Annotated in this window: 27 protein-coding genes; 15 read left to right on the forward strand and 12 right to left on the reverse strand. The window is 71.5% G+C overall.

Annotated elements, in window-relative coordinates; genetic code table 11:
- From KBY81_RS05545 to KBY81_RS05575, 7 genes are all read left to right on the forward strand, one after another.
- The coding region (locus tag KBY81_RS05545; RefSeq protein ID WP_254975885.1) for a BamA/TamA family outer membrane protein at window positions 1-2,149 on the forward strand (2,149 nt) is incomplete at its 5' end.
- The gene (lpxC, locus tag KBY81_RS05550) at window positions 2,149-3,021 is read left to right on the forward strand and encodes a UDP-3-O-acyl-N-acetylglucosamine deacetylase (RefSeq protein WP_254975886.1); all 873 of its coding nucleotides are present in this window, start codon (window positions 2,149-2,151) and stop codon (window positions 3,019-3,021) included. The genes KBY81_RS05545 and lpxC, both read left to right, overlap by 1 nt.
- Window positions 3,022-3,118: 97 nt before the next feature.
- Window positions 3,119-3,547 (forward strand): 3-hydroxyacyl-ACP dehydratase FabZ, encoded by a 429-nt coding sequence (fabZ, locus tag KBY81_RS05555; RefSeq protein WP_043327381.1) that lies wholly within the window; start codon window positions 3,119-3,121, stop codon window positions 3,545-3,547.
- Window positions 3,548-3,566: 19 nt separating this feature from the next.
- The gene (gene lpxA, locus KBY81_RS05560) at window positions 3,567-4,373 is read left to right on the forward strand and encodes an acyl-ACP--UDP-N-acetylglucosamine O-acyltransferase (protein WP_106220329.1); all 807 of its coding nucleotides are present in this window, start codon (window positions 3,567-3,569) and stop codon (window positions 4,371-4,373) included.
- Window positions 4,373-5,572: a lipid-A-disaccharide synthase gene (gene lpxB, locus KBY81_RS05565; protein ID WP_254972894.1), complete on the forward strand. Its 1,200-nt coding sequence runs from the start codon at window positions 4,373-4,375 to the stop codon at window positions 5,570-5,572. Before lpxA ends, lpxB begins: the two co-directional genes overlap by 1 nt.
- Window positions 5,563-6,189 carry a peptide-methionine (S)-S-oxide reductase MsrA gene (gene msrA, locus KBY81_RS05570; protein ID WP_254975887.1) on the forward strand — a complete coding sequence of 209 codons (627 nt, stop codon included), beginning with the start codon at window positions 5,563-5,565 and terminating at the stop codon, window positions 6,187-6,189. Before lpxB ends, msrA begins: the two co-directional genes overlap by 10 nt.
- Before the next feature lie 151 nt (window positions 6,190-6,340).
- Entirely contained in the window at window positions 6,341-6,544 is a 204-nt protein-coding gene (locus tag KBY81_RS05575; protein ID WP_015110624.1) for a hypothetical protein, read from the forward strand.
- Window positions 6,545-6,552: 8 nt separating this feature from the next.
- Here the strand turns inward: KBY81_RS05575 and KBY81_RS05580 are convergent, their stop codons facing one another.
- The 5 genes from KBY81_RS05580 to KBY81_RS05600 all read right to left on the reverse strand — a co-directional run bounded on the left by KBY81_RS05580 (window position 6,553) and on the right by KBY81_RS05600 (window position 10,493).
- Window positions 6,553-6,828 carry a hypothetical protein gene (locus tag KBY81_RS05580; RefSeq protein ID WP_106220326.1) on the reverse strand — a complete coding sequence of 92 codons (276 nt, stop codon included), beginning with the start codon at window positions 6,826-6,828 and terminating at the stop codon, window positions 6,553-6,555.
- A gap of 84 nt (window positions 6,829-6,912) precedes the next feature.
- Window positions 6,913-8,415: a leucyl aminopeptidase gene (locus tag KBY81_RS05585; protein WP_254975888.1), complete on the reverse strand. Its 1,503-nt coding sequence runs from the start codon at window positions 8,413-8,415 to the stop codon at window positions 6,913-6,915.
- A gap of 48 nt (window positions 8,416-8,463) precedes the next feature.
- Window positions 8,464-9,069 (reverse strand): GIY-YIG nuclease family protein, encoded by a 606-nt coding sequence (locus KBY81_RS05590; protein WP_254975889.1) that lies wholly within the window; start codon window positions 9,067-9,069, stop codon window positions 8,464-8,466.
- Window positions 9,066-9,752, reverse strand: a complete 687-nt coding sequence (locus KBY81_RS05595; protein WP_254975890.1) for a hypothetical protein — start codon at window positions 9,750-9,752, stop codon at window positions 9,066-9,068. Before KBY81_RS05595 ends, KBY81_RS05590 begins: the two co-directional genes overlap by 4 nt.
- 33 nt (window positions 9,753-9,785) lie before the next feature.
- Window positions 9,786-10,493 (reverse strand): response regulator transcription factor, encoded by a 708-nt coding sequence (locus KBY81_RS05600; RefSeq protein WP_106220322.1) that lies wholly within the window; start codon window positions 10,491-10,493, stop codon window positions 9,786-9,788.
- A gap of 176 nt (window positions 10,494-10,669) precedes the next feature.
- On the opposite strand from KBY81_RS05600, the gene KBY81_RS05605 reads away from it, so the two are divergent.
- From KBY81_RS05605 to pyrF, 4 genes are all read left to right on the forward strand, one after another.
- Window positions 10,670-10,993 (forward strand): DUF1825 family protein, encoded by a 324-nt coding sequence (locus KBY81_RS05605; RefSeq protein ID WP_106220321.1) that lies wholly within the window; start codon window positions 10,670-10,672, stop codon window positions 10,991-10,993.
- 6 nt (window positions 10,994-10,999) lie between these two features.
- Complete coding sequence (locus tag KBY81_RS05610) at window positions 11,000-12,409, forward strand: flavin monoamine oxidase family protein (protein WP_254975891.1); 1,410 nt, start codon at window positions 11,000-11,002, stop codon at window positions 12,407-12,409.
- 154 nt (window positions 12,410-12,563) lie between these two features.
- Window positions 12,564-13,793 (forward strand): tyrosine--tRNA ligase, encoded by a 1,230-nt coding sequence (gene tyrS, locus KBY81_RS05615; RefSeq protein ID WP_254975921.1) that lies wholly within the window; start codon window positions 12,564-12,566, stop codon window positions 13,791-13,793.
- On the forward strand, window positions 13,793-14,545 hold the full coding sequence (gene pyrF / locus KBY81_RS05620; protein WP_254975892.1) for an orotidine-5'-phosphate decarboxylase: 753 nt from the start codon (window positions 13,793-13,795) through the stop codon (window positions 14,543-14,545). The genes tyrS and pyrF overlap by 1 nt, the downstream gene beginning before the upstream one ends.
- A 9-nt stretch (window positions 14,546-14,554) precedes the next feature.
- Here pyrF and KBY81_RS05625 read toward each other — a convergent pair whose 3' ends face one another.
- The 3 genes from KBY81_RS05625 to KBY81_RS05635 form a co-directional block, all read right to left on the reverse strand.
- Window positions 14,555-16,453 carry an EAL domain-containing protein gene (locus KBY81_RS05625; RefSeq protein WP_254975893.1) on the reverse strand — a complete coding sequence of 633 codons (1,899 nt, stop codon included), beginning with the start codon at window positions 16,451-16,453 and terminating at the stop codon, window positions 14,555-14,557.
- 407 nt (window positions 16,454-16,860) lie between these two features.
- Entirely contained in the window at window positions 16,861-18,096 is a 1,236-nt protein-coding gene (locus KBY81_RS05630; protein ID WP_254975894.1) for a hypothetical protein, read from the reverse strand.
- Window positions 18,097-18,173: 77 nt separating this feature from the next.
- Complete coding sequence (locus KBY81_RS05635) at window positions 18,174-18,746, reverse strand: peroxiredoxin (protein WP_254972880.1); 573 nt, start codon at window positions 18,744-18,746, stop codon at window positions 18,174-18,176.
- 184 nt (window positions 18,747-18,930) lie between these two features.
- Here KBY81_RS05635 and KBY81_RS05640 point away from each other — a divergent pair, with 184 nt between their 5' ends.
- Window positions 18,931-19,437 (forward strand): DUF1993 family protein, encoded by a 507-nt coding sequence (locus KBY81_RS05640; protein ID WP_254975895.1) that lies wholly within the window; start codon window positions 18,931-18,933, stop codon window positions 19,435-19,437.
- Window positions 19,438-19,470: 33 nt separating this feature from the next.
- Here the strand turns inward: KBY81_RS05640 and KBY81_RS05645 are convergent, their stop codons facing one another.
- Genes KBY81_RS05645 through KBY81_RS05660 form a run of 4 tightly spaced genes read right to left on the reverse strand, consistent with a single transcriptional unit; the run spans window position 19,471 to window position 21,899 of the window.
- Complete coding sequence (locus tag KBY81_RS05645) at window positions 19,471-20,520, reverse strand: DUF3326 domain-containing protein (RefSeq protein ID WP_254975896.1); 1,050 nt, start codon at window positions 20,518-20,520, stop codon at window positions 19,471-19,473.
- Entirely contained in the window at window positions 20,517-20,726 is a 210-nt protein-coding gene (locus tag KBY81_RS05650; RefSeq protein WP_106220313.1) for a hypothetical protein, read from the reverse strand. Before KBY81_RS05650 ends, KBY81_RS05645 begins: the two co-directional genes overlap by 4 nt.
- Window positions 20,723-21,088, reverse strand: a complete 366-nt coding sequence (locus tag KBY81_RS05655) for a 2Fe-2S iron-sulfur cluster-binding protein (protein WP_106220312.1) — start codon at window positions 21,086-21,088, stop codon at window positions 20,723-20,725. Before KBY81_RS05655 ends, KBY81_RS05650 begins: the two co-directional genes overlap by 4 nt.
- 52 nt (window positions 21,089-21,140) lie before the next feature.
- Window positions 21,141-21,899: a TIGR02466 family protein gene (locus KBY81_RS05660; RefSeq protein ID WP_254975897.1), complete on the reverse strand. Its 759-nt coding sequence runs from the start codon at window positions 21,897-21,899 to the stop codon at window positions 21,141-21,143.
- Window positions 21,900-22,285: 386 nt separating this feature from the next.
- Between KBY81_RS05660 and KBY81_RS05665 the strand changes: the two genes are divergently transcribed.
- From KBY81_RS05665 to KBY81_RS05675, 3 genes are read left to right on the forward strand one after another with little or no spacing between them, the layout of a single operon-like run.
- A complete protein-coding gene (locus tag KBY81_RS05665; protein WP_254975898.1) occupies window positions 22,286-22,846 on the forward strand; it encodes a hypothetical protein in 561 nt (186 codons plus the stop codon).
- On the forward strand, window positions 22,824-23,540 hold the full coding sequence (locus tag KBY81_RS05670; protein WP_254975899.1) for a DUF4336 domain-containing protein: 717 nt from the start codon (window positions 22,824-22,826) through the stop codon (window positions 23,538-23,540). The genes KBY81_RS05665 and KBY81_RS05670 overlap by 23 nt, the downstream gene beginning before the upstream one ends.
- Complete coding sequence (locus KBY81_RS05675) at window positions 23,537-24,517, forward strand: NAD(P)-dependent alcohol dehydrogenase (RefSeq protein WP_254975900.1); 981 nt, start codon at window positions 23,537-23,539, stop codon at window positions 24,515-24,517. Before KBY81_RS05670 ends, KBY81_RS05675 begins: the two co-directional genes overlap by 4 nt.
- Window positions 24,518-24,521: the final 4 nt, after the last annotated feature.

The following is a 24,521-nucleotide window of genomic DNA, read 5'->3' on the forward strand; positions in this document are numbered from 1 at the left end:
CCCCGCTCCGGCACCTGCCCCCACCGCCACCCCCGGGGCGACCCCCGGCCCGCCCGCCGCCAGCGACGATCGGCCCGGCAGGCCTTCCCTGGCGCCGGCCCCCGCCCCCTCCGCCTCGGCCGAACCCCGGGTGCTGATCAGTGAGGTGGTGATCGAGGGCCTGTCCGACCATCCCGAGGCTGAGCGGCTCGAGCTGGCGGCCTATGGCGCCATGGTGGTGACCCCCGGCAACAGCATCACCCGCAGCGAGCTGGAAAGGGACCTGCAGGCCATCTACGCCACCGGCTGGTTCTCCGACGTGCGCATCCAGCCCCAGGACGGCCCCCTGGGGGTGCGGCTGGTGGTCTCGGTGGTGCCCAACCCCGTGCTCACCAAGGTGAGCCTGGATCCGGCCGACGCCAAGGTGCCGGAGACCGTGGTGCAGGAGACCTTCGCCGGCGATTACGGCAAGACCCTCAACCTGGTGACCCTGCAGGGCCGCATGCAGGAGCTGCAGAAGTGGTATGCCGATCAGGGCTTCTCCCTGGCCCGCGTCACCGGCCCCTCCCGGATCGGCCCCGACGGCGACGTGCAGCTGCTGGTCCGCCAGGGCACGGTGAAGGGCGTGGAGGTCCAGTTCCTCAACAAGGAGGGCTCGGCCACCAACGACAAGGGCCAGCCCATCAAGGGCAAGACCAAGGAGTGGGTGATCACCCGAGAGATCTCCATCAAAACCGGCGAGATCTTCAACCGCCGCAATCTGGAGGACGACCTCAAGCGCCTCTACGGCACCGGCCTGTTCAGCGACGTCAAGGTGACCCTGCGCCCCGAACCGGAGGATCCCGGCTCGGTGGTGATCGTGCTGGGGGTGGTGGAGCAGTCGACCGGGTCTCTGTCGGGGGGTCTGGGCTACAGCCAGAGCCAGGGGGTCTTCGGCCAGATCCAGGTGCAGGACAGCAACCTGTTCGGCCGGGCCTGGGACCTCTCCACCAGCTTCACGTACGGCCAGTTCGGCGGCCTGGCCGACATCTCCTTCAGCGACCCCTGGATCAAGGGGGACAAGTACCGGACCGCCTTCCGCTTCAAGGCCTTCGTGAGCCGGGACGCCCCCCAGGTGTTCCAGAGCCAGAACAACGGCAACTTCTTCACCGTCTCCGACTTCTACCAGGCCCCTGGCACCGAGGTCGCCTACAACATCTTCTCGCCCTTCAACCCCCTCCTCGAGGCCTTCCCGTCGGTGACGGCGGCCCGGATCGCCGCCGAGACCAGCGGCCAGAACCTCAGCTGGTTCCAGTTCGACGGCAACAGCGTGCTGATCCAGCGCGTCGGCGCCAACGTCCAGTTCGTGCGTCCCCTCAACGGCGGCAACCCCTTCAAGCGGGCACCGTGGACCGTGCTGCTGGGGCTGACCGGCCAGGTGGCGACGCCGATGGACTTCTCGGGCACCTCCCGCCGCTTCGCTCTGGCCACCCCGAACGAGGCCACCTCGCTGCTGGCCGCTCCCACCAGCTCGATCATCTGCGTGGCCTACAACTGCGCCGCCCGCAACCAGCTGGTGGGTCTGCGGCTGGCGGCGACGATGAGCACCCTCAACGATCCCCGCAACCCCACCCAGGGCAACTTCCTCAGCATCGGCACCGAACAGTTCTTCTCGGTGGGCCCCGATTCCCCCACCTTCAACCGGATCCGGGGCAGCTTCACCCACTACATCCCGGTGCGCTGGCTGAAGTTCTACAAGGGCTGCCGGCCCAAGGCCGGCGAGACCGAGGACTGCAAGCAGGCCCTGGCCTTCCAGGTGTCCGCCGGCACGGTGATCGGCGACCTGCCGCCCTATGAGGCCTTCTGCCTGGGTGGCGGCAACTCGGTGCGGGGCTACTTCGACTGCGATCTGGGCGTCGGCCGCAGCTTCGGCGAGGCCACGATCGAATACCGCTTCCCCCTGTTCAGCATCGTCAGCGGCGAGCTGTTCATCGACGGCGGCACCACCTTCGGCAGCCAGGCGAAGGTGCCGGGCAACCTCGGCGGCCTGCTCAACAAGCCGGGCTCCGGCTTCTCGATCGGCACCGGCCTGATCGTCACCACCCCCGTCGGCCCGCTGCGCCTGGAGGTGGCCAGCCAGGACTTCACCGGCGAGTGGCGCTTCAACCTCGGCGTGGGCTGGAAGTTCTAGTGACCAGCTGGCCCAGCGACTATCGCCAGGCCTGGACCCTGCGCTCCAGCGTGGAGCGCTCCGGGGTCGGCCTGCACAGCGGCGCCGTCTCCCGGGTCCGGCTCGGCCCGTCGGAGCGGCCCGGCTACTGGCTGGGCTGGCTGGACGCCCCGGAACTCCCGATGCAGCGCCTCGGCCCCACCCAGGTCAGCGACACCCGCCTGTGCACCTGCCTGCAGGTGGGTGAGCGCCGCCTGGCGACGGTGGAGCACCTGCTGGCGGCCCTGGCCGGCACCGGGGTGAGCCAGGCGGAACTGTGGGTGGAAGGGGAGGAAATCCCCCTGCTCGACGGCTCCGGCCTGCCCTGGGTGGAGGCGATCGCCGAGGCGGGCCTCCGCGACCGGGGCGAGCGCCTCGAGCCGCCGTTGCCGCCGCTGCCCCTCACCCTCGGCCAGGGCCTGGGGTTCGTGGCGGCCCTGCCCAACGACCGGCTGCGTCTGGCGGCGGCGATCGAGTTTCCCCAGGCGGCCATCGGCCGCCAGCTCTATGCCCTCGATCTCACGCCCGAGAGTTTTGTGGCCGAGATTGCCCCGGCCCGCACCTTCGGCTTCCGGGAGCAGGTGGAGCAGCTGCTGGCCGCGGGCCTGATCCGGGGTGGTGCCCTCGACAATGCCCTGGTCTGTGATGGGGACGACTGGGTGAACCCGCCCCTGCGCTTCGCCGACGAACCGGTGCGCCATAAGCTGCTGGACCTGCTGGGAGATCTGGCGTTGGTGGGCCTGCCGAGGGCCCACGTCTTTGCCTACCGCGGTTCCCATGGCCTGCACACCGCCATGGCCGCGGCCCTTGCGGCCCAGGCGCCCCGCCTGCCCGTACCCGTACCGACCCACTGAATCCTTGACCGTTCTTCCCTCCGCCGCTCCCGAGGCCGCCCCGGCCCCATCCCCCGCCACGCCCGCTGGCCCCGCTGCGGACACGACCCGGGCCGTGGTGCTCAGCAGCGAACAGATCCTCAACCTGCTCCCCCACCGCTACCCCTTCGCCCTGGTGGATCGGGTGGTGGAGTACGTCCCCGGCCAGCGGGCGGTGGCCCTGAAGAACGTCACCTTCAACGAGCCCCAGTTCCAGGGCCATTTCCCCGGCCGCCCCCTGATGCCGGGCGTGCTGATCGTCGAGGCCATGGCCCAGGTGGGGGGCCTGATCGTCACCCAGATGCCCGATCTGCCCAAGGGCCTGTTCGTCTTCGCCGGCATCGACGGCGTCCGCTTCCGCCGACCCGTCGTGCCCGGCGACCAGCTGCTGATCACCTGCGAGCTGCTCAGCCTCAAGCGCAAGCGCTTCGGCAAGGTGCACGCCACCGCCACGGTCGATGGCGAGCGCGTCTGCTCCGGCGAGCTGATGTTCTCGCTCGTGGACTGACGCGATGTCGAGCACAGCCATGACGACATCCGTCCACCCCACGGCCCTGGTCGATCCGAGGGCCCGGCTGGCCCCCGGGGTGGAGATCGGCCCCTATGCGGTGATCGGTCCGGAGGTGGAGATCGGCGAGGGCAGCCGCATCGGTCCCCATGTGGTGATCGACGGGCGGGTGCGGATGGGCAAGGGCAACCGGATCTTCCCGGGGGCCTGCATCGGCCTCGAACCCCAGGACCTCAAGTACGGCGGTGCCCCCACCGAAGTGGTGATGGGCGATGAGAACACGATCCGGGAGTGCGTCACCATCAACCGCGCCACGGCTGAAGGGGAGCGGACCGTGCTGGGCAACGGCAACCTGCTGATGGCCTACAGCCACATCGGCCACAACTGCCAGCTCTCCGACCGCATCGTCATCGCCAACGGGGTGGCGGTGGCGGGCCACGTGGTGATCGGTGAGCGGGCCGTGATCGGCGGCGTGCTCGGCATCCACCAGTTCGTCCACATCGGCAGCCTGGCGATGGTGGGCGGCATGAGCCGCATCGACCGCGACGTCCCCCCGTTCATGACGGTGGAGGGCCACCCCGGCCGCATCCGGGGACTGAACCGGGTCGGGCTGCGCCGCAGCGGCATGGCCCAGCTCGACGACGGCGCCCAGTTCCGCCAGCTCCAGGATCTCTGGACCCTCATTTACCGCAGCGATCTGGTGCTGGCCGCCGCCCTGCGCCAGGCCCGGGAGCGGCCACTGCTGGCCGCGGCCGACGAGCTGTGCGCCTTCCTGGAGGCCTCGGTGGGGCCGGGCCGGCGCGGACCGCTGCCGGCCCAGCGCTGATGGTGCGACTGCTGGTCAGCACCGGGGAAGTCTCCGGTGATCTGCAGGGATCCCTGCTGGTCCAGGCCCTGCACGAGGAGGCCGCCCGACGGTCGCTGCCCCTGGACGTGGTGGCCCTCGGCGGCAGCCGCATGGAACGGGCCGGGGCACGGCTGCTGGCGGACACCACCAAGCTCGGGGCCATCGGCCTGTGGGAACCGATCCCCCTGGTCATTCCCACCCTCAAGCTGCAGGCAAGGGTGCGGCGCTGGCTGAAGCAGCACCCCCCCGACGCCGTGGTGCTGATCGACTACATGGGGGCCAACGTCAATCTGGGCCTGCGCCTGCGGCGGCTGTACCCCGATGTGCCCATCACCTATTACATCGCTCCCCAGGAGTGGGCCTTCCGCCTCGGCGACGGTGGCACCACCCGGCTGATCGGCTTCACCGACCGCATCCTGGCGATCTTCCCGGAGGAGGCCAGCTTCTACGCCGATCGGGGCGCCCAGGTCACCTGGGTGGGCCACCCCCTGATCGACACCCTGCAGCAGCGGCCGTCGCGCCAGGAGGCCCGCCAACAGCTGGGCCTGCCGGCGGAGGCGCCGGTGCTGCTGCTGCTGCCCGCCTCGCGTCGGCAGGAGCTGCGCTACGTCCTGCCGCCCATGGCCGCCGCGGTCGCCCTGCTGCAGCGGCGCCATCCAGATCTGCAGGTGCTGCTCCCTGCCGGCCTGCCGGGGTTCGAGGCGTCCCTGCAGCACGCCATGGAGGCCGCCGGGGCCACCGCCGTGCGGGTGATCCCCGCCGGTGAGGCCGACGGGCTGCGGCCGCTCCTGTGTGCCGCCGCCGATGCCGCCCTGACCAAATCCGGCACCGCCAACCTGGAGCTGGCCCTGCGGGGCGTGCCCCAGGTGGCCGGCTACCGGGTCAGCCGGCCCACGGCCTTCCTGGCCAAGCATGTGATCCACTTCAACGTGGAGCACATCTCGCCGGTGAACCTGGTGCTCGGCGAACGGCTCGTACCGGAGCTGCTGCAGGACGCCTTCACACCGGAGGCCATCGTCGCGGCCCTGCTGCCCCTGTTCGATCCGGCCTCCGGGGCGCGGGAGCGGGTGCTGGAGGGCTACGTTCGTCTCAGGCAGAAGCTCGGTGAGCCGGGCGTCACCCGCCGGGCCGCGACGGCGATTCTGGAACCCTTCCCGGGACACCCACCATGCGACTGATCGCCCTGCTGCTTGGCCTGCTGCTGGCCCTCGGCGGGCCGGTGGCCCCGGCCCTGGCGGCCACCGAGGAGGCCGTGCTGGCCGGCGGCTGTTTCTGGTGCCTGGAACATGATCTGGAGGTGCTCCCCGGGGTCCTCGACGTGGAGAGCGGCTACAGCGGCGGCAAGGGGGCCAACCCCACCTACCGGCAGGTCTCCGCCGGGGGAACCGGCCACCAGGAGGTGGTCCGGGTGCGTTTCGACAACACCGAGATCCGCTACGACACCCTGCTGCGGGCCTACTGGCGCAACATCGATCCCCTCGACGGGGGCGGCCAGTTCTGCGACCGCGGCGATTCCTACCGGCCCGTGATCTTCACCACCAGCGCCAACCAGGCCGTGGAGGCCCGCAACAGCCTGGTGGCGGCCGCCCGGGAACTGGGCAAACCGGCGGCGGCGATCAAGGTGGCGATCCGGCCCCTGGCGAAGTTCTGGCCGGCGGAGGGCTACCACCAGAACTACGCCAAGCGCAATGGCGTCCGGTACAACTACTACCGCTGGTCCTGCGGCCGCGACCGGCGCCTGGACGCCGTCTGGGGCCGGCGGGCCCGCACCAGCCAGCGCTGGAAGGGCGGCTGAGCCCATCGCCGCTGCCCCTCCGCCTGGCTCCTCAGGCGGGGCTGCATCGGTTGTGCTGCCGATCACACGCCGGGGAAACCGCACGGCGCCTCCCCCCTGTTCCGGCCGGGAAAATGCCTTAGCGTTTGACCCATCACCGGAGGGCCTCTGTATGTATCTGCTGACCATCCGGGACGGTCTGCAGACGCGCCACATCGGGCCCTACGCGAGCCCCAGGCAGGCGTCCGACGACCTCGACAAGCTGCAGGCCACCTGCGGCGACAAGGCCACCTGGCAGATCCACCGTCTCGAATCCCCCGCCGAACTGCACGCCCACATCCCCGGCAGGGGTGACACCGAACCGGTGGCGGTCTGAGAGATGGCTCAGGCCCGGGGCGGGGTGCGGGGATAGCCGCGCAGCAGGCCGCTCTCGACCATCAGCCCCACACCGGCGTTGATCAGGATCAGGCCGAGGGCCCCGTACCAGACCCAGGGGCCGGCCTCCGGCAGGGACTGGCCCTGGTCGGCCGCCGCCGCCAGGGCCGACCAGGTCTGGATGCCCTTGCGGATCACCCCCTCCCCGAACAGACAGAGTCCGGCAGGAAGGAGGAGCACACCCAGCTGGGCCTTCACGTACCAGCGGATCTTGTGAACGGCCATGGGGCGATGCGTTGTCTGGTCTGGAAGCAAACCTAGGCCGCAGACTCCGGCCGCCAGAGCCGCCGGGGACGGCGGCCTCGCCGTTCAGGCCGCGGCGCCGGCCACCAGCCAGGCCACCAGGGTGCGCACCCCGAAGCCGGTGGCCCCCGACGGATCCAGCCCCCTCGCCTTGTCGCTCCAGACGGTGCCGGCGATGTCGAGGTGGGCCCAGGGCAGCCCCCGGGTGACGAAGTCCTGCAGGAAGAGGGCGGCGGTGATCGAGCCCCCGGGCCGCGGCCCGGTGTTCTTCATGTCGGCGACGTGGCTCTTGAGCCCCTTCCTGTAGGAGCCGCGCAGGGGCATGCGCCAGAGGGCCTCGCCACCGGCCGTGCCGGCGGTGATCAGGGCCTCGGCCAGGCCGTCACTGGGGGACCAGAGTCCGGCGATCTCCTCGCCCAGGGCGATCACGCAGGCGCCGGTGAGGGTGGCGAGATCGACGATGGCATCGGGCTCCAGGCCGCAGGCGTAGACGAGGGCATCGGCCAGGGTGAGACGCCCCTCCGCGTCGGTGTTGTTGATCTCGATCGTCTTGCCGTTGGAGGCGGTGAGCACGTCGCCCGGGTGGATGGCGCCGCCGCTGATCATGTTTTCGCAGCTGGCCACGATCACGTGCACCTCCAGGCCGGCGGGGCGGATCTCGGCGACGGCGCGGGCCGCCCCCAGCACGGCGGCACTGCCGCCCATGTCGTACTTCATCATCTCGATCTGGGAGCCGGCGGTCTTGAGGTTGTAGCCGCCGGAATCGAAGGTGAGCCCCTTGCCCACCAGCACCACCCGCCGGGTCACCGGCTCGGCGGACCGGTAGGTGAGATGGATGAATTTGGGGGGCAGGTCGGAGCCCTGGGCCACCCCCAGGAAGGCGCCCATGCCGAGGGCTTCACAGTCGGCCCGCTCCAGCACCTTGAGCTCGAGACCGAAGGCGTCGGCGATGGCGGCGGCCTCATCGGCCAGCGACTGGGGGGTGGCCTTGTTGGGCGGGGCCGCCACCAGCCGCCGGGCCAGTTCCACACCGCTGCAGGTGGCCGCCACATGGGCCAGGCCCGCCGCAGCACTCTCCGCCAACCCCAGCAGGGTCACCTGGTGGGGCAGGGAGCGGGGCTCGGTCTCGCTCTTGAAGCGCTGGTCGTCATAGAGGCCGAGCCGCACCGCTTCCGCCATGGCCGCCGCCGCCGCCGCCGGCTCAAGCCCCTCCAGGGGGAACCAGAGGCCGAGCTCTTCGGCGCCGGCGCCGGCGGCCGTGCGGGCCGCACCGGCTGCGGCCTGGCGCAGGGCCTCGAGCCCGAACTCGGCCGGTTCCCCCAGACCCACCAGGATCAGCGTGGCCGGGCTGCCGCCGGGCCGCTCCAGGGTGAGGGTCTGGCCCGTCTTGGCCTCGAAGCGGCGCCGCTGCAGCCAGCCCTCAAGGGCTTCCCCCACCAGCTCCTCAGCGGGGCCGCGACCAGCGCCGGCACCGCCGGCGAACAGTCCCACCACCAGGGTGTCCCCCGTCCAGATCTCCGTGAGGGGCCGGGGGGCGTTCCGGTCGACGGCAAGACAGCGAAACTCCATGGACCCAGCGCAGGCGGCCCGTGATCGTAGCCAGCACCGCCCTGGCGTTCAGGCGGGGTCGGCCGTGAACGGGGTGGCCCAGCGGTCCCGGGTCTCCTTGTTGAAGGGGGGCAGCCAGCGGCGGATCAGGGCCTGCTCCAGGGCCCGGCGGGGGGCGACCGCCGCCGGCACGTCCGACCAGAAGCGGATGCTCGGCCGCGCCTCCAGGTCCGCCCGGGCCAGGGCCTCGCCGTAGGCCGCCAGGTAGTCCTTGCAGTCGTGGTCGCCCTTCCAGCGCTGGTCAGCCCGGCCCGTCTCACCGACGTAGAGCAGCAGGGGCAGCGCCAGCTGCGGCGGGCGATCCATCACCAGGTAGAGGGCCGCCCCCCGCTGGGGAAGCCGGGGCCAGCGCCAGAAGGACAGGCTCTGGGGGCTGAGGCTGAGGGGATTGAAGCGCCGCGCCTGCTCGAGGGGATCGGCGGGGTTGGCGGTACCGGGGAACAGCTGGCCCTGCTGGGGGGGGGCGGCGTCAGCGGCGGCGGCGAACAGCGGCGCCTGGTGGTCGGCGAGACGGGCCTGCCAGGCCAGCAGCTGCTCCCGCCACAGCGGCAGGGACGGGGGCGGCGACGCGCCGGCCACCGCGGCCGCCGGAAACAGTTCCCCCTGGCGGCTCATCGGGCCCGCCTCCGGGCCGGGGGCAGCACCGGGCCCGGGGCGGCGTCATAGCGGAACCGGCCGATCCAGCCCTCCACCTGCCCGGGGGAGAGCTCCAGGCGGTGCTGGAGATCGGCCAGATCCCGGAAGGGCTCCCGGGCCCGCTCCTGCAGCAGCCAGCGGCAGCGCTCCGGCCCCAGGCCGAGCCGCTCCTGCAGCAGCCGCACGGACGCCTGGTTGATCGCCAGCGGCGGCGGCGGCACAGGCCGGGGATGGCGACGGCGACGGAAGCGCAGCACCGGCAGCCAGGTGCTCACGAGGGCGGGGGGAACCTGCAGGGCCGCCGCCAGATCCCCGGGGCCGGACCACTGCTGACCCTCGCCCTGGAGGCGGACCAGCCGGTCCACCAGTCCAGGGGGACAGCCGGGCAGCCGCAGCCAGTCGCCGGCCTCGGCGAGGTTGACCTCGAGACTCCAGCCCAGGGCGGCCGCCTGGCGCACCTCGGCCCCATCCCGGAACCGCAGGGCCGGGTTGAGGGCCAGCTTGAGGGCGAGCAGCTCCCGTTCGACGGCCTCCTCGGCCCCCAACCCGGCATCACCGGTCCCCACCGGGGTGGCCTCGGGCCGTGGCGGGAGCGGCGGCAGCTGGCCGGTGGCCTCGAGTAGGTGGCGGGCCAGGGGATCCAGCCAGTGGCGTCCTGCCATGGAGGCCCGAGCGCTCGCAGGTCGGGCCTGAAGCTAGCGGGTGCCTCCGGGTCGGGGCCAGTCGACCAGGCCCAGCTGCAGGCCGATGACCACCGCCTGGATGCGCCCCCGGACCCGCAGCTTGAGCAGCACGTTGCGCACGTGGGTCTTGACGGTGTCGACCGAGACCATCAGTTCCCCGGCGATCTCATGGTTCGTCAGCCCGCGCACCACCCGCTCGAGCACCTGCCGCTCCCGGGGGCTGAGCGGCTCGGCGGCATCGCCGCCGGGCTCCTGGTCCGCCAGCGCCGCCCCCACCAGGCAACGGTCGAGGTAGAGGCCACCGCCGAGCACGGTGTGCAGGGCCTGCAGGCCGGAACCATGGAGCAGGCGCGACTCCGCCACGATGCCGTCGCAGCCCGCCTGCAGGGCCCTGCGGATCCGGGCGAGGCGGTGCTCCTGGGACACCACCAGCAGGGTGCGGATCTCGGGGTGGCGCTCCTTGATCTGCACCACCAGGTCCACGCCGCATCCCTCCTCCAGCCGGTCGCTGACCAACACCAGCGCGGGCCGATGGCGGCGCACCTGGGCCAGCCCTTCGGACGCCGTGGTGGCGGCCCCCAGAATCCGGGCGGGTGTGCCCATGAGCAGGGTGATCTGGGCCCGGCTGCCCAGGCACAGCACCAGCCGGACCCCGTTCAGCAGCGCCAGTCCCCGGCTGAGGTCGTCACGCACCTGGGGCAGCAGGGGGGTGAGGTCCACGGGCGCAGGTGCGGGGACACCCCCAGAGACGGGGGTTGGTCATCTTCACCAGGGGATGGGCCGGAATTCGGTATCCGGCGTGGCGGGCCGGGGGAAGCGATACGTGGATCCGCACTCCCCAGGCCTGCCCGGGCTCTGCAGAATCGACCTTTCCCGCCGTCCGGAGCACCCTCCCCATGGCTTTCTTCGACTCCGAGATCGTCCAGGACGAGGCGAAGCGGCTGTTCAGCGATTACCAGCAGCTGATGCAGCTGGGCAGTGAGTACGGCAAGTTCGACCGCGAGGGCAAGAAGCTCTACATCGAGCGGATGGAGGAGATGATGGAGCGCTATCAGGTGTTCATGAAGCGCTTCGAACTGTCCGAGGATTTCCAGGCCAAGCTGACCGTTGAACAGCTGCGCACCCAGCTCGGCCAGTTCGGCCTCACTCCCGAGAAGATGTTCGACCAGATGACCCTCACCCTCGAGCGCATGAAGAGCCAGCTCGACGCGGCGGGCTGATCCGGCGTGCGGGACGTCATCGTCGTCGGAGCGGGGTTGGCCGGACTGGTGGCCGCCAGGGATCTGCGCAGGTCCGGCCTGTCGGTGCGGGTGATCGAGGCAGCGCCGGCCGTGGGGGGCCGCATGGTGCGGGCGCCCCTGACGCTGGCCGGCAACGGGCCCTCCGGGGCCCGACCTCCCGCCTGGATCGACCTGGGCGGCCAGTGGCTGGGCGCCACCCACGGCCGCTTCCGCTCCCTGCTCGAGGAGCAGGGCCTGCGCCGGTTCCCTTCCCCCCACGACGGTGAGACCGTCCTCTGCTTCGGGTCCCATCGCTGCACCTTCAGCGGCTTCTTCCAGGGGTTTCCGGAGGGGCAGCCGCCCTCGGTGCCCACCCACGACTGGGACGATGCGATGCAGGCCCTCGGACGCTTCCAGGAGCTGGTGGCGTCCCTGCCGGAGGGCCATCCCCATCACCATCCCGATGCCGCCGCCCTCGACCGGCTGAGCTTCCAGGACTGGATCGAGGCCCACACCCACACCCCCTTCGCCGCCTGGTACTTCGCCTACTTCTGCCGGGCCGTCGGTTTTCTCGGGCCGGCGGAGCCGGACCAGGTGTCGCTGCTGCATGTGGCCTGGGGCCAGCGCACGGCGCCCCAGGGCGACCACCCCGAGGAGGAGCTGATCCACGGCGGTGCCGGCCAGCTGCCGGCCTTGCTGGCCGAAAGCCTGGGGGACGCGGTGCTGCTCGGCGAACCCGTGCGTGAGATCCATCAGGCCGAGAACCCCTCCGGCCCCGGTGCGGAGGGCGCCATCACGGTGACCACCGACAGGGCCAGCCACCAGGCCCGGGCGGTGATCGTGGCCATGCCGCCGGCGATGGCCGCCGCGATCCGCTTCACCCCCGGGCTGCCGGCCGATCGGCTCGCCCTCCAGGAGGGCATGGCCATGGGCCGCTGCACCAAGGTGCTGGTCGCCTACGGGAGCCCCTGGTGGCGGCAGGCCGGACTGGCGGGCATCGGCATCGGCGATCGCCCCTGGGTGGAGCTCTGCGCCGACAGCTCCGATCCCGAAACCGGGCTGGGGGTGATCGCCGCCTTCGTGGCGGGCCGCCGGCAGGAGCGCTGGTCAGCCCTGGACGCGGAGCAGCGCCGGGCGGCAGTGCTGGAGGATCTGGCCGCCTACTTCGGCCCGGTGGCGCTGGAACCGCTGGACTACGTGGAGAAGGACTGGCCGCGGGAGCCCTACGTGGGCGGGGCCTTTGCCGGCTGGATGCCCCCCGGGCTGTGGACCCGCAGCGGCGATGCCCTGCTGCGGCCCCACGGCCGGGTGTTCTGGGCCGGCACGGAGGTGGCGGAACGCTGGCCGGGCTTCTTCGAGGGTGCGGTGACCAGCGGCGAGCGGGCCGCCGCCGATGTGTTGGCCCTGCTGGGCTGAGCGACCGGAGCACCACGGCTGCCTACCATCCCCCCCAGGCAGGCGGCTGGCGTCGATGGGGGAAGCGGAGCACGGGGATCAGGCGGCACATCAGGCGGAACCGCCTGGAGCGCCGCTGCCGGTGCCGCCCCTGGCGGACGCCCTGGCCCGGGGCATGGCCGACCTGTTCCCCGCCGGCCGGGAGCCCGACCCGGATCAGCGGCTCGAGGCCCGGCTGGCGGAGGCGGAACGCCAGGGCCGGCCCCTGCGGGTGAAGCTGGGCATCGATCCCACCGGCAGCGACATCCACCTCGGCCACAGCCTGCTGTTCCGCAAGCTGCGGGCCTTCCAGAACGCCGGCCACACGGCGGTGCTGATCATCGGCGACTTCACGGCCCGCATCGGCGATCCGACCGGCAAGAGCAGCACCCGCGTGCAGCTCGACGCGGCGGCGGTGGAGGCCAATGCCGCCACCTACCTGGCCCAGCTGGGCCAGGGCCAGCCCCCCGAGCGCTCCCTGCTCGACTTCGAAACCCCCGGCCGGCTGGAGGTGCGGCGCAACTCCGAGTGGCTCGCCGGCCTGGCGCTGCCCCAGGTGATCGAGCTGCTGGGCATCAGCACCGTGGGCCAGATGCTGGCCAAGGAGGACTTCGCCAACCGCTACGGCTCAGGCACCCCCATCAGCCTGCACGAATTCCTCTATCCCCTGCTGCAGGGCTACGACTCGGTGGCCGTCGCGGCCGACCTGGAACTGGGCGGCACCGACCAGAAGTTCAACGTGGCCATGGGGCGCGACATGCAGCGCCATTTCGGCCAGCGGCCCCAGTTCGGGCTGCTGCTGCCGATCCTGCCCGGCCTCGACGGGGTGCAGAAGATGAGCAAGAGCCTGGGCAACACGGTGGGGCTGATGGAGGACCCCCTCTCGATGTACTCCAAGCTCGAGAAGGTGCCGGACGCGGTGGTGGAGGACTACCTCACCCTGCTCACCGATCTCGACACCGCCGCCCTGCCCGCCAACCCCCGGGAGCGCCAGAAGGCCATGGCCCTGGAGGTCACCGCCAGCCGCCACGGGCGCGAGGCGGCGCTGCAGGCCCAGGCCGATGCGGCCGCTCTGGTGACCGCCGGCGTCGCCGGCGCCGGGGGGACTGGGGACGGACCCCAGGCGGACAGCGTCCCCGAGGCCTCCCTGGCCGGGCTGCCCTTCCCCCTCAAGGCGTTCTATCTGCTCAGTGCCCTGAAGGTCTGCGCCAGCAGCAGCGAGGGGCGGCGCCAGATCCAGGGCGGCGGGGTCAAGCTCGACGGCGAGAAGCTCAGCGACCCCAACCAGGAGTTCGCCAGCGCCGCGGAACTGGCCGGCAAGGTGCTGCAGCTCGGTAAGAAGACCTTCCGGCGGCTGGTGGCCTGATGGCGGACGCCGAACACACCGTCACGACCGCGGAGCCCACCCTGGCCCCGGCCGAGCGAATCATCCTGGCCCTCGATCGCCCCGACGCCGACGCGGCCCTGGCCCTGGCGGCGGCGGTTCCGGAGCTCCGCTGGGTGAAGGTGGGCCTGGAGCTGTTCACCGCCGCCGGACCCGCCGTGGTGCGGGAGCTGCGGCAGCGGCGCCTGCGGGTGTTCCTGGATCTCAAGTTCCACGACATCCCCGCCACCATGGCCGGCGCCTGCCGCAGCGCCGCCCGGCTGGGGGCCGAACTGATCACCGTGCATGCCTGCGCCGGCAGCGAGGCCCTCGCCGCCGCCCAGGCCGCGGCCGAGGAAGGGGCCGCCGAGGAGGGCCTGCCTCCCCCCACCCTGCTGGCGGTGACCGTGCTCACCAGCTGGGAACCCGACCGCTTCCGCCGCGAACTGGCCGTCGAGACACCGGTGGAAGCCTATGCCGGCCAGCTGGCGCAGCTGGCGGCGGCCGCGGGCGTCACCGGAGCCGTGTGCTCCCCCCATGAGGTGGCCCGGCTGCGGGCGGCCCATCCCTGGCCCTTCACCCTGGTGACCCCGGGGATCCGCCCCGCCGGCAGCGACAGGGCCGACCAGCGGCGGGTGATGGCACCGGCGGAGGCGGTGGCCGCCGGGGCGACCCAGCTGGTGATCGGGCGCCCGATCAGCGGCGCCGCCGACCCGGCAGCGGCCTTCGCGGCCTGCTGCGCCGAACTGAACTGAAGCGGCCGCCTACGGCTCCAGGGGAGCCGCCTTGCCGTAAAGCCAGCCCTGGCCCCGCAGCCAGCCCTGGGAGGTGAGCAGGCGGGCCTCCTCAATGGTTTCCACCCCCTCGGCCACCGTGTCGAGCTCCAGGCCTTCGGCCACCCCCACCAGCGCCTGGGACAGCCGCAGGCTCTTGGTGTCCTTCGCCCGCATGGCGCAGGTGAAGGAGCGGTCCAGCTTCAGCCCGGCGATGGGCAGGTCGCGGAGATGGCTGATCGAGGAGTAGCCGGTGCCGAAATCATCCACGTACCAGCGGATCCCACGGCCGGCGAGCTGCTCCATCTGCTGCCGGATCCGCTCGGTGACGCTGAGCAGGGCCGTCTCGGTGACCTCCAGGTGCAGCCGGTCGGGGCTCACCCCGGCGGCTTCGAGGGCTTCCGCCACCAGCTGGGGGTGGTCGGGCTGGGCGAGGCTGGCCGCCGACACGTTCACCGCCATGGAGAGGTCTTCGGGCAGCCGGGAGAGGGCCGCCAGGGCCTGACGCAGCACCAGCTGATCGATCCGCACGATCAGACCGCGGCGTTCGGCGCAGGGAAGGAATTCGACCGGAGGGACCTCAAGGCCATCGGGCCGCACCCAGCGGGCCAGGGCCTCGTAGCCGGTGACCTCCCCGGTGGCGAAGGAGACGATCGGCATGAACCAGGCGGCGAACTCCTCCATCACCAGCCCCCGCTGGATCTCGGCCGCGAACAGCAGGCGCGTGTGGGCCTCGGTGGCCAGGGCGTCGTCGAGCAGGGCGAAGCAGTTGCGGCCCCGGGCCTTGGCCTGACGCATGGCGAGGCTGGCGTCCCGCAGCAGCTCGTCGGGGAGGGCACCGGCGGCGGAGGTGGCGATGCCGATGCTGACGGTGGGATCGATGGGCTGGCCCCCGATGGTGATCGCCGCCCGGCAGGCCCTCAGGATCCGTTCGGCCAGGGAGGCCGCCTCGGCCATGGAGGTCAGATCGCTCAGCAGCACGATGAATTCGTCGCCGGTGCCCCGGCCCACCTGATCGGGATCGCCGACTTCCCGGACAATGCGCGCCGCCAGGAAGGCGAGCAGCTGGTCGCCGCCGGTATGGGTGAGGGCATCGTTCACCGGGGTGAGTCCATCGACACCGATGCTCAGGACCGCCAGGGTCGATCCGGTTCCCGCCTGGCGCTCGAGGGCCGTGCGGATCCGGGCCAGGGCGACACTGCGAACCGCGAGGCCGGTGACGACGTCGTGGACGTCGCGGAGCGAGAGGAGCCAGGCGCTGCCGTTCCCCTCCGCGGCTGGATGGACGCTGCCCCCCATCCAGCACCAGCTGTCGTCGGCGCGGCGGATCCGCAGTTCGCTGCCGAGGCGGCCCCGGTCCTGCAGGTTCAGACCCGCCCGCAGGGCCCGGCCGCGGTCGTCGGGGTGCACGAAGGCCATGGCCGGCCGGCCGAGCAGGGTGGGGGCCGGCCAGCCGAGCAGGGCTTCGACCGACGCGGAGACCCAGAGGATCCGGTGATCGGCGTCCACCTCGATCACCAGATCGAAGACATGGCTGGCCAGCAGGTGATAGCGCCGGTCGAGCTCCAGCCATTGCCGCTGCAGGGGCGTCGGCTCCGTCGCCCCACGCCAGAGGCAGCAGAGCAGCCCATTGGCGGGGAAGAGGCGCAGGGGGCCCGACGGCCCATGGCCATCCCCGCAGCCGGGTACCTCCACATCGATGGTGCTCCCCGCTTCGAAGGCGCGGACACAGCGATCGAACTGGCCGTGGCCGTGGAGGGGCGGAAGCAGATCCAGCAGATGGCTCCCCAGCATCCGGCTCTGGGTGCGGCCATGGAGCACGCAGGCCGGTCCATTGGCATAGGCGCAGACGAAGTCGGTGATGCGGCCCTCGCCATCCCGCTCAGGCACCAGGAGGAGAAAGGGATCCGGCAGGGCGTCAAGGATGGGCTGACGGCCGGGTGAGGCGCCCGGCGCCAGGGAGCGCCTGAGCTGGGGAGACTCGCAGTTACCGGACGTATCGTTGATCACTTTTTTGCGATTACGGTCGCGGGAAACCGGATGCAGGAAGTGAAATGTGTCTGAAAATCCCATCGGAATCGCTCACCATCTCCATGGGGAGTGATGCGGATCTGCGACAGAAGTGGGGTGGTTAGGAAGCACTTCTGCCGAAAATCTCCAGGGATCACTCAAAAAATGCTAATCGAGATTCCTCCATAAGGCAGCGCATCCGCTGCACCCTTCGCCGGGAGGAAGGGATCGATCCCTGCCAGATGTTGGTCCATCGCGATGCTTGGGCACGCCAGGATCGGCGCCGATCAGTTCTCGGCCCGCTCCAGCTGCCGGGCCGCCCAGCGCCCGAAACGGCCGGAGGCGGCCAGCTGCTGGCGGAGTCGCTCCATCTCGGCGCGCCGCTGCTGCCGTCGCTGCTCCTCGCTGGGCACCCGGTCCTCGAAGGGCACCCGCGAGCGCGCCGCCAGCCAGGCCCCCAGCTGGCGCAGGGAGGTGGGACCCGTGGCGTCGTCGTCGATCCGCAGGGGCGGATCGGGGGGCCGGATGGCCTGCAGCCGGTAGGAGCGGTCGCCGTCGGAGTCGACCCGCTCGATCAGCTCCAGGGCTCGCGCTTCCCCCAGGGTGCGCAGGCGGTTGCCGAAACGGCGCTGCAGCACCAGCAGCCGCGGCTCCAGCCGCCATTCCCGGCGCCCCAGGGCCAGCCACAGCTGACCCCAGCCGCCGGCCAGGGCCAGCAGGGCCAGCGGAATCCCCAGGGCCCAGAACCCCGGCCAGGCGGTGCCGCCACGGATCAGCAGGGCCAGCAGGCCCCACAGCACCAGGTTGACCAGGCCCATCACCAGGCGCTGCTGCCGGCGCAGGGCCGGATCGGGCACCAGCAGCGGACTTCCGAAGGTGGGGGTGAGCTCCCGCCAGCCCTCCGGCAGCACGGCCAGTGCCGGGGCCCGGTCCCGGGCCGGGGCCGGGGCGTCGGCCAGCGGCCGCAACCCCAGGAGCCGGTTGAGCTGGTCGGCGGCCTCCTGGCGCTGGCGCGGGCTGCCGAGGCGGGTGATCTCCAGCGGGCGGCCAGCCCGTTCGGCCATCAGGGGACCACCCCAGGCGCCGGCCTGGGCCACATGGAAGCGCCGGATCTCATGGCGGGGCAGCGGCCGGCGGCGACGGAAGGGCCCGCGCTGGGCCTGGCGCACGAGGCTGCCATCCGGCCCGAGCACCAGCCGGTCCTCCGACCAGAGGGCGCCCAGCACCTCCCGCAGGGCGACGGCACCACCGAAACTCCACAGGCTGAGCCACACCAGCAGAAACAGCAGCGCCGGCAGGGCCCACTGGCCGGAGGCCAGCCCGCCCGTCAGCAGCCGCCACAGGACCCAGAGGGCGAAGATCTCCCCCGCCAGCCAGCCGCAGAGCCAGAACGACAGGAAGGCCGCCACGAAGAAGCGGCCCGGTCCCTGGGGGCGGAAACGGAAGCTGGTGGCGCCGCTGCCGTCCTTCACCGCCACTCCGCCCACGGCCGCTGGGCCCATGCTGGCGACGCTTCGCCGCATGGGCATCCTCCCGAAAAGGGGAAGCCCCCGGCTCCTTGGCAGGAGTCGGGGGCGATCGGATCAGCGGTGGCGAGGGCTCAGCCGACGAACTCGCGGCTGGGGGCGGAGACGCCGGCGGGGGCGGTGCCCTTCAGGTAGGCCAGCATCGTGTCGGCGTCCGAGCACTCGAAGGGGTCGGTGGGGCAGTTGTCCTCGAGGCCCGGCTCCACGAACATCTTCTCGATCGTGCCGTCGTTGACGAGCATCGAGTAGCGCCAGGAGCGGGCACCGAAGCCGAGGTTGTCCTTCTCGACCAGCATGCCCATCTTGCGACTGAACTCACCGTTGCCGTCGGGCAGCAGGAACACCTTGTCGGCGCCCACCTGCTTGCCCCACTGGAACATCACGAAGGCATCGTTGACCGAGATGCAGACGATGCTGTCCACACCCAGGCCCTGGAACTCCTCGTACAGGGCCTCGTAACGGGGCAGGTGGTTGGAGGAGCAGGTGGGGGTGAAGGCACCGGGGAGGGAGAACACCACCACCTTCTTGCCCTTGAAGATGTCGTCGGTGGTGAGGTCCTGCCAGCGGAAGGGGTTGGGGCCGGGCACGGACTCATCGCGCACACGGGTCTTGAAGACGACGCTGGGGACCTTTTCGATGGCAGCCATGTGAATGTGTGAAGAACGACTTGACGACGCGCCGCCCGGAGCAGCGATCGCAGAGAGCTTAACTCGCAATCGGTCCGCCTTAGGGGGGAAACCGGCTGAGTGTTTCTGCTCATCGCCGCGGTCGGGCCACCCCGTCGACCGGCCTACAGTCCGCTTCGCCTGCCCCCGGCCCCGCGCCCCAGCCATGACCCTCTCGATGTTCGAGGCGGCCGTTCCGCCCCTGGCCCGCAGCCTGACCAACCTCAGCGGCATCCTGGCCAAGGCGGCCGCCCACGCTGAAGCCAAAGGGATCGATCCGGCGGTGCTGCTGCAGGCCCGCCTCTACCCCGACATGTTCCCCCTGGTGCGCCAGGTGCAGATCGCCACCGACATCGCCCGCCGCGGCCTGGCCCGCCTCGCCGGGGTGGAGAGCACCGCAATGGCGGACGACGAGGCCAGCTTCGCCGACCTGATCGGCCGCATCGAAACGACCCTCGCCAGCCTCGCGGCCTTCTCCAGCGATCAGATCGACGGCACCGAGACCAAGCCGATCGAACTGCCGATCCGCGGTGAAACCCTCCACTTCAGCGGCCAGAGCTTCCTGCTGCTGTTCGTGCTGCCCAACGTCTATTTCCACGTCACCACCGCCTACGACATCCTGCGCCACAACGGCGTGGAACTCGGCAAGCGGGATTTCCTCGGCGAGCCCTGAGGCTCCTGGAGCCAGGCACTGGCCCCAGGAGCCTCAGTCGAGCGGTGGCGGGGGCCGCCGCAGGGCCGCCGGATCGAGGCCCTCCCGCAGGGCCAGCACGATCCCGGCCGCCTCGGCGTAGCTGGAGGCCGGGATCACCGGCAGCCCCAGGGCCTCGCCACCCACCTGCAGCAGGCAGGGGTTCCCCTCCACGGCGATCACGGGCACGCCCCGCTCGGCGCAGGCCAGCACCGCCTCCCCCCCCAGGGCCCCCGCCGGGGCCACCACCGCCCCAAGATCGGCGCCGTGCAGCAGCCCGTGGCCGCTGGCCGGCTCCGGCCGCAGCGAGGGGGCCCGACTCAGCCCCACGAGCACGCAGGGCAGGAAGGTGTGCCCCAGCTCCTCCGCTGCCGCCCGCGGATCCAGCCCGGGGTCCGGCGGCAGCGGCGCCAGGGCGGGGGCATGGGCACAGGGCACCCCCAGATGGCGCACCAGCAGGTGGCTGATCACCGCCTCCGCCCCGGCCAGGGCATCCACCCCTGTGCCGTGGCGGTAGGCCGCCAGGGCGTCGCTGCCGGGTTCGTCGGGGAAGCGGGCCACCACCGCGATGGCCGTGGCCCCGGCCGCCAGCAGCGCTTCACCGGCCCGCAACAGGGCGTCGGGGCGGCCGACTGTGCCCCAGCTGCTGCCGCTGGGCCCGATCGAGAGCCTCACCTCCAAGGGAACGTCGCTGCTCAGCACCGGACCGATCGTCAGCCCCAGGCTGGCGCGGCAGGCGTCAATCACCTGGCGGTGGCGCAGCAGCAGCTCGGCTTCGATGCCCGCATCCAGCAGCACGCCCACCCGCTGGGAGGGCACCGGAGCGAGGGCCAGTTCAGCGGCGGCGAAGCGGTCGAGGCTCCAGCCCTCCACGTAGTGGACCCGCCGGTCGCTCCAGTAGAGGGAGGCGGCGTTCATCACGTTGGGGTGGGTGATCAGGCAGCCGCTGGCCGCCGCCAGCAGCCGGGCCGCCGGCAGGCCGTCGCCGGCGAAGCCGCCCACGGCGCAGCCCACCCCGGTGGGGATCACCAGCAGGGTGGGCAGGGGCGGGGCCGCCGCGCTCAAGGGCCGGGCGCCGGTACCGGCGCCACCACGATCCCCTCCAGCCGCAGGCCGCGGTGGGGATCCACCGCCGTGATCGCCCAGCGCAGGGGCTCGGCGCCCTCACCGGCCAGGCGGCGGGCCTCCCGTGCCAGCGCCTGCCGCAGCTGGGGACGCAGGAGGCCGGGGGACACCTGCAGCCACAGCTCCAGGGGCACCAGGGTGCTCATTTCTGGAACTGACCGAACTGGGCCTCATAGAGGGCGTCCTCCTGGCCGGCCAGCAGGTCGAGGTCGGAGAGTGGATAGGAGACGCACAGCAGGGCATAGCCCTTCGCCTGCAGCTCGGCCTTCACCCCCATGGCGTCGGGCTGGTGCACGGTGCCGCTGTGCAGCAGGGCGGCGCAGGTGGTGCAGACGCCCGAGCAGCAGGAGCTGGGCAGGGGCACCCCGGCCGCCTCGGCGGCGCTCAGCACCGTCTGGTCGCTGCGGCAGGGAAAGCGGTACGCGGTGCCATCCAGGCTGGCGCTGACCTGGAAAACGGGAGGCTCCGGCGTGGTGGCTGGGGTGGTCGCTGGGGTGGTCTCGGACACGGCGGGGGATCGGGGAGGGGCGGCGTTGGCGGGGTGGCGTGGGGTGGGCGGCTCAGGCTCCCGGGTCCCCCCCATCCTCCCCGATCGCCAGCCAGCGACCGGGGTGGGGGGCGAGGTACTCGCCCGGATCGGCCGCGGTCGCCGGGGCCGTGAGCACGAAGTCGATGCTGAGGGAGAAGCGGGTGTCGTCGGGATCTTCGTTGGGCAGCACCGCATGGTCGACGCTGGAGGGAAACAGCAGCAGCAGGCCGGCCCGGGGCGCCACGTCGTACCAGGGGCGGTTGAGGGCGGCATCGGCCCCGATCGGGCCGTCCTGGCCCACAGCCAGACCCGGCACCAGCTCGTTCACCTGCCGGGGGGCGAACAGGCGCAGGCAGCCGCTGCGGCCGCTGCCGTCGCCGTTGAGGTAGTAGATGGCGCTGAGGTGGGCGTTGGGATGGTGGTGGCGCCCCACCTGCTCGCCGGCCTCGCTGATCACCGGCCAGCTGCGCTGCACGTGCAGGGACAGGCGCCGGCGGTCGAACCCGAGCGCCGCCAGATACGCCCAGGCATGGAGTGCCAGCCGGCCGATCAGGGGGGCGAACAGGGGGTCGCGGTGCAGCTCCCCGGCACCGCGCACATCGCCGGTCCAGGCCACCCCCTCCTCGCTGGGGTCCCGCTCCCGCAGCTCCAGGGCCCGCTGCAGCAGCAGGGCGGTGTCGAGGGGATCGGGCGCCAGCTGAACCCGGCCCAGGGCCATGGGGAACAGGGGCTCGATCGCCAGGGCGGGGGCCCCAGCCATGGGGAAGACGGGGGCGGCGGCATCGGGCATGGGCGGCAGGCGACCGGTCCCAGGAATGCTGCCGGACGGGTCCGCCGAAGATGGACGGCAGGCGGCAGACATGACCATCGGTTGGTGCGATGGGGAGAGAGGCTGGTTCACTCCTCCGACCCGTGATCTCAGCCGCGAACGCAGAACGTCCAATGGGATCTTGGTGTCCGGTGGTCCCATCGGAAGGCCACGGAAGTGTCCATCCGGAGAACCACCTCAGGTAGCCTCTGGGCCATGAAGGAAAGGCTGAATCTGGCCGGCTCACCGTTTCCGATTCTTCGCCGGCTGGATTGATGCCCCTCCCCGCCGACCCATCCTGGGCTGCCCCGGCCCTGCTTGCGGGGTTCATCGCCGCCCTGGGCTATGGGGGCAGAACGGCCATCGAAGTGGTGCTTCAGCTGCGGGGAACCGCACAGAAACGCCGGAGTCGGCTGGCGGAGCTCTACGCGCTGTTGCGCGCCGGCGACGCGGCCTATGCAGCCCAACGGAAACTGCTGAAGCGGCTGGCCGCCCAACTGAAGAGTCGTCTACCGGAGACAGCCGCCCTGGAGCCTGGATACGAACGGTTGTTTGCGGAGACGTTCGCGGCCATGAATGAGGAGGAACGGCAGCTGCATGGATTGATACGGGCGATGACGATGCACACGATCCGGCCCCTGAATCAATCGCTGCTGGAGTGGCTGCGCTCCGACCGCTACTTCCGGGCCGCCCCACCGTCCCACCGCCGTTTGGGACAACTGGCCTTGTTTCTGACGCAGCTGGAGGCCCATCTGGTGATCTGGGCGGCCAAGTATGAAGCCTGGATCCCGGACCATCCGGACCATGCGCTGGTGTTCCTCGCCGATGAGGACCACCATGGCGTGGCTTTCCCCAAGGGCGGGGCGGCCATCCTTGCCAGGGTGCTGCGTCATCCCCATCCTTCCCATGCTCCACCGCCTCGCCGATGATCTCTGGGTGGCCGAACAGGCGCAGACGTACGTCGGCCTGAGCATCGGCACCCGGATGAGCGTCATCCGCCTGGAGCCCGGCAACCGGCTGGTGATCCTCTCGCCGATTCAGCCAACCCCCGCCCTCGAAGAGGGCCTGGCCGCCATCGGTGTGGTCACCGACATCGTGGCGCCCAACGCGTTTCACCATCTCCATCTCGAGGCCTTCCGCCAGCGCTTTCCCCGGGCGACCGTCTGGGGTCCGCCCGGCCTGAAACAGAAGTGCCCCCATCTGGAGCTGGATCGTCTGCTCAGCGCCGAAGAGCCCTCCCCCTGGCCGGGATTACTCCTGTGCAGCCTCAGCGGGCTCCACACCCTGACGCCCACCGGCCCAGCGCCGCTGCACGAGGTGGCCTTCTGCCACACCCCCAGCAGGACGCTCATCCTGACGGACAGTGCCTTCCACTTCGATGCCTCCGCCGCCTGGCTCACCCGCTGCCTCACGCGCATCGGCGGCGGTTACGGTCGTCTGGAGCCCTCCATTCTCGAGCGCCTGGCCACCACCGACCGCGCCTCGCTGCGCAGGGCCATGCGGGCCGTCCTGCGCTGGGACTTCGACCGGGTGATCGTCGCCCACGGCGCCGTGGTTGAAACGGGCGGCAAGGTGGCCCTCACCAGGGCCTACAGCTCCTTTCTCGGAACCCCCCTGCCATGAAAGCCGTTGTCGCCGAACGCTACGGGCCGCCGGAGGTGCTCCAGATCCGGGAGCTCGCCACACCCACTCCGAAGGACGATGAGATCCTGATCCGGATCCTTGTCACCACGGTCAGCTCGGCGGACTGGCGGATTCGCAGCCTGACGGTGCCGGCGGGTTTCGGGCTGATCATGCGACTGGTGTTCGGCCTGCGGAAACCCCGCCAGCCCGTCCTCGGCTCCGAGCTGGCCGGCGTCGTCGCCGCGGTGGGTGCGCGGGTGAGCCGATTCCGGGTGGGCGAGCGGGTCTTCGCCTTCAGCGATACCCGCCTGGGCTGCCATGCGGAGTACCTCTGCCTGCCCCAGGACGGCCTGGTGGTGGCCACCCCGCCCGCCCTCTCCGACGAAACGGCTGCGGCGCTGTGCTTCGGCGGCACGACGGCCCTGGATTTCCTGCGCCGGGCCAGGGTGCGACCCGGCGAGAGGCTGCTGGTGAACGGGGCCTCCGGGGCGGTGGGCACGGCCGTTGTCCAGCTGGCCCGCCGCGCCGGGGCTGAGGTCACCGGGGTGTGCAGCACGGCGAACCTCGATCTGGTGCGCCGCCTCGGGGCGGCCCATGTCATCGACCACACCCGGGACGACTTCAGCCGGAACGGCATCACCTACGACGTGATTGTCGACACGGTCGGCAATGCCCCGTTCGCGCGCTGCCGGCGCTCACTGAAGCCGGGTGGAAGACTGTTGCTGGTGCTGGCCGGACTGCCAGACATGCTCCGGGGGGTGTGGGTGTCGCTGACGAGCGACAGAAGCGTCATCGCCGGACCCGCGACCGTGAAGCTGGACGATCTGCACCAACTTGCCGCCCTGGCGGAGACGGGAGCGTTCCAACCGGTGATCGACCGGATCTATTCCTTCGAGCAGATCGTGGCGGCCCATCGGTATGTCGACACGGGACGGAAGAAGGGTAATGTGATCATCGATCTGCGCGGCCAGAGCTAGTTCT

This window comes from Cyanobium sp. Lug-B (assembly GCF_024345635.1).
Taxonomy (GTDB): Bacteria; Cyanobacteriota; Cyanobacteriia; order PCC-6307; family Cyanobiaceae; genus Cyanobium; species Cyanobium minutissimum.

Coding starts and splice junctions, on each gene's coding strand:
- lpxA (WP_106220329.1), top strand. CDS start 3,567: ATGACGACATCCGTCCACCCCACGGCCCTGGTCGATCCGAGGGCCCGG.
- pyrF (WP_254975892.1), top strand. CDS start 13,793: ATGGCGGACGCCGAACACACCGTCACGACCGCGGAGCCCACCCTGGCC.
- KBY81_RS05575 (WP_015110624.1), top strand. CDS start 6,341: ATGTATCTGCTGACCATCCGGGACGGTCTGCAGACGCGCCACATCGGG.
- msrA (WP_254975887.1), top strand. CDS start 5,563: ATGCGACTGATCGCCCTGCTGCTTGGCCTGCTGCTGGCCCTCGGCGGG.
- KBY81_RS05595 (WP_254975890.1), bottom strand. CDS start 9,752: ATGGCAGGACGCCACTGGCTGGATCCCCTGGCCCGCCACCTACTCGAG.
- KBY81_RS05650 (WP_106220313.1), bottom strand. CDS start 20,726: ATGAGCACCCTGGTGCCCCTGGAGCTGTGGCTGCAGGTGTCCCCCGGC.
- KBY81_RS05660 (WP_254975897.1), bottom strand. CDS start 21,899: ATGCCCGATGCCGCCGCCCCCGTCTTCCCCATGGCTGGGGCCCCCGCC.
- KBY81_RS05580 (WP_106220326.1), bottom strand. CDS start 6,828: ATGGCCGTTCACAAGATCCGCTGGTACGTGAAGGCCCAGCTGGGTGTG.
- KBY81_RS05590 (WP_254975889.1), bottom strand. CDS start 9,069: ATGAGCCGCCAGGGGGAACTGTTTCCGGCGGCCGCGGTGGCCGGCGCG.
- KBY81_RS05585 (WP_254975888.1), bottom strand. CDS start 8,415: ATGGAGTTTCGCTGTCTTGCCGTCGACCGGAACGCCCCCCGGCCCCTC.
- KBY81_RS05675 (WP_254975900.1), top strand. CDS start 23,537: ATGAAAGCCGTTGTCGCCGAACGCTACGGGCCGCCGGAGGTGCTCCAG.
- lpxB (WP_254972894.1), top strand. CDS start 4,373: ATGGTGCGACTGCTGGTCAGCACCGGGGAAGTCTCCGGTGATCTGCAG.
- KBY81_RS05630 (WP_254975894.1), bottom strand. CDS start 18,096: ATGCGGCGAAGCGTCGCCAGCATGGGCCCAGCGGCCGTGGGCGGAGTG.
- KBY81_RS05640 (WP_254975895.1), top strand. CDS start 18,931: ATGACCCTCTCGATGTTCGAGGCGGCCGTTCCGCCCCTGGCCCGCAGC.
- KBY81_RS05635 (WP_254972880.1), bottom strand. CDS start 18,746: ATGGCTGCCATCGAAAAGGTCCCCAGCGTCGTCTTCAAGACCCGTGTG.
- KBY81_RS05670 (WP_254975899.1), top strand. CDS start 22,824: ATGCTCCACCGCCTCGCCGATGATCTCTGGGTGGCCGAACAGGCGCAG.
- KBY81_RS05605 (WP_106220321.1), top strand. CDS start 10,670: ATGGCTTTCTTCGACTCCGAGATCGTCCAGGACGAGGCGAAGCGGCTG.
- tyrS (WP_254975921.1), top strand. CDS start 12,564: ATGGCCGACCTGTTCCCCGCCGGCCGGGAGCCCGACCCGGATCAGCGG.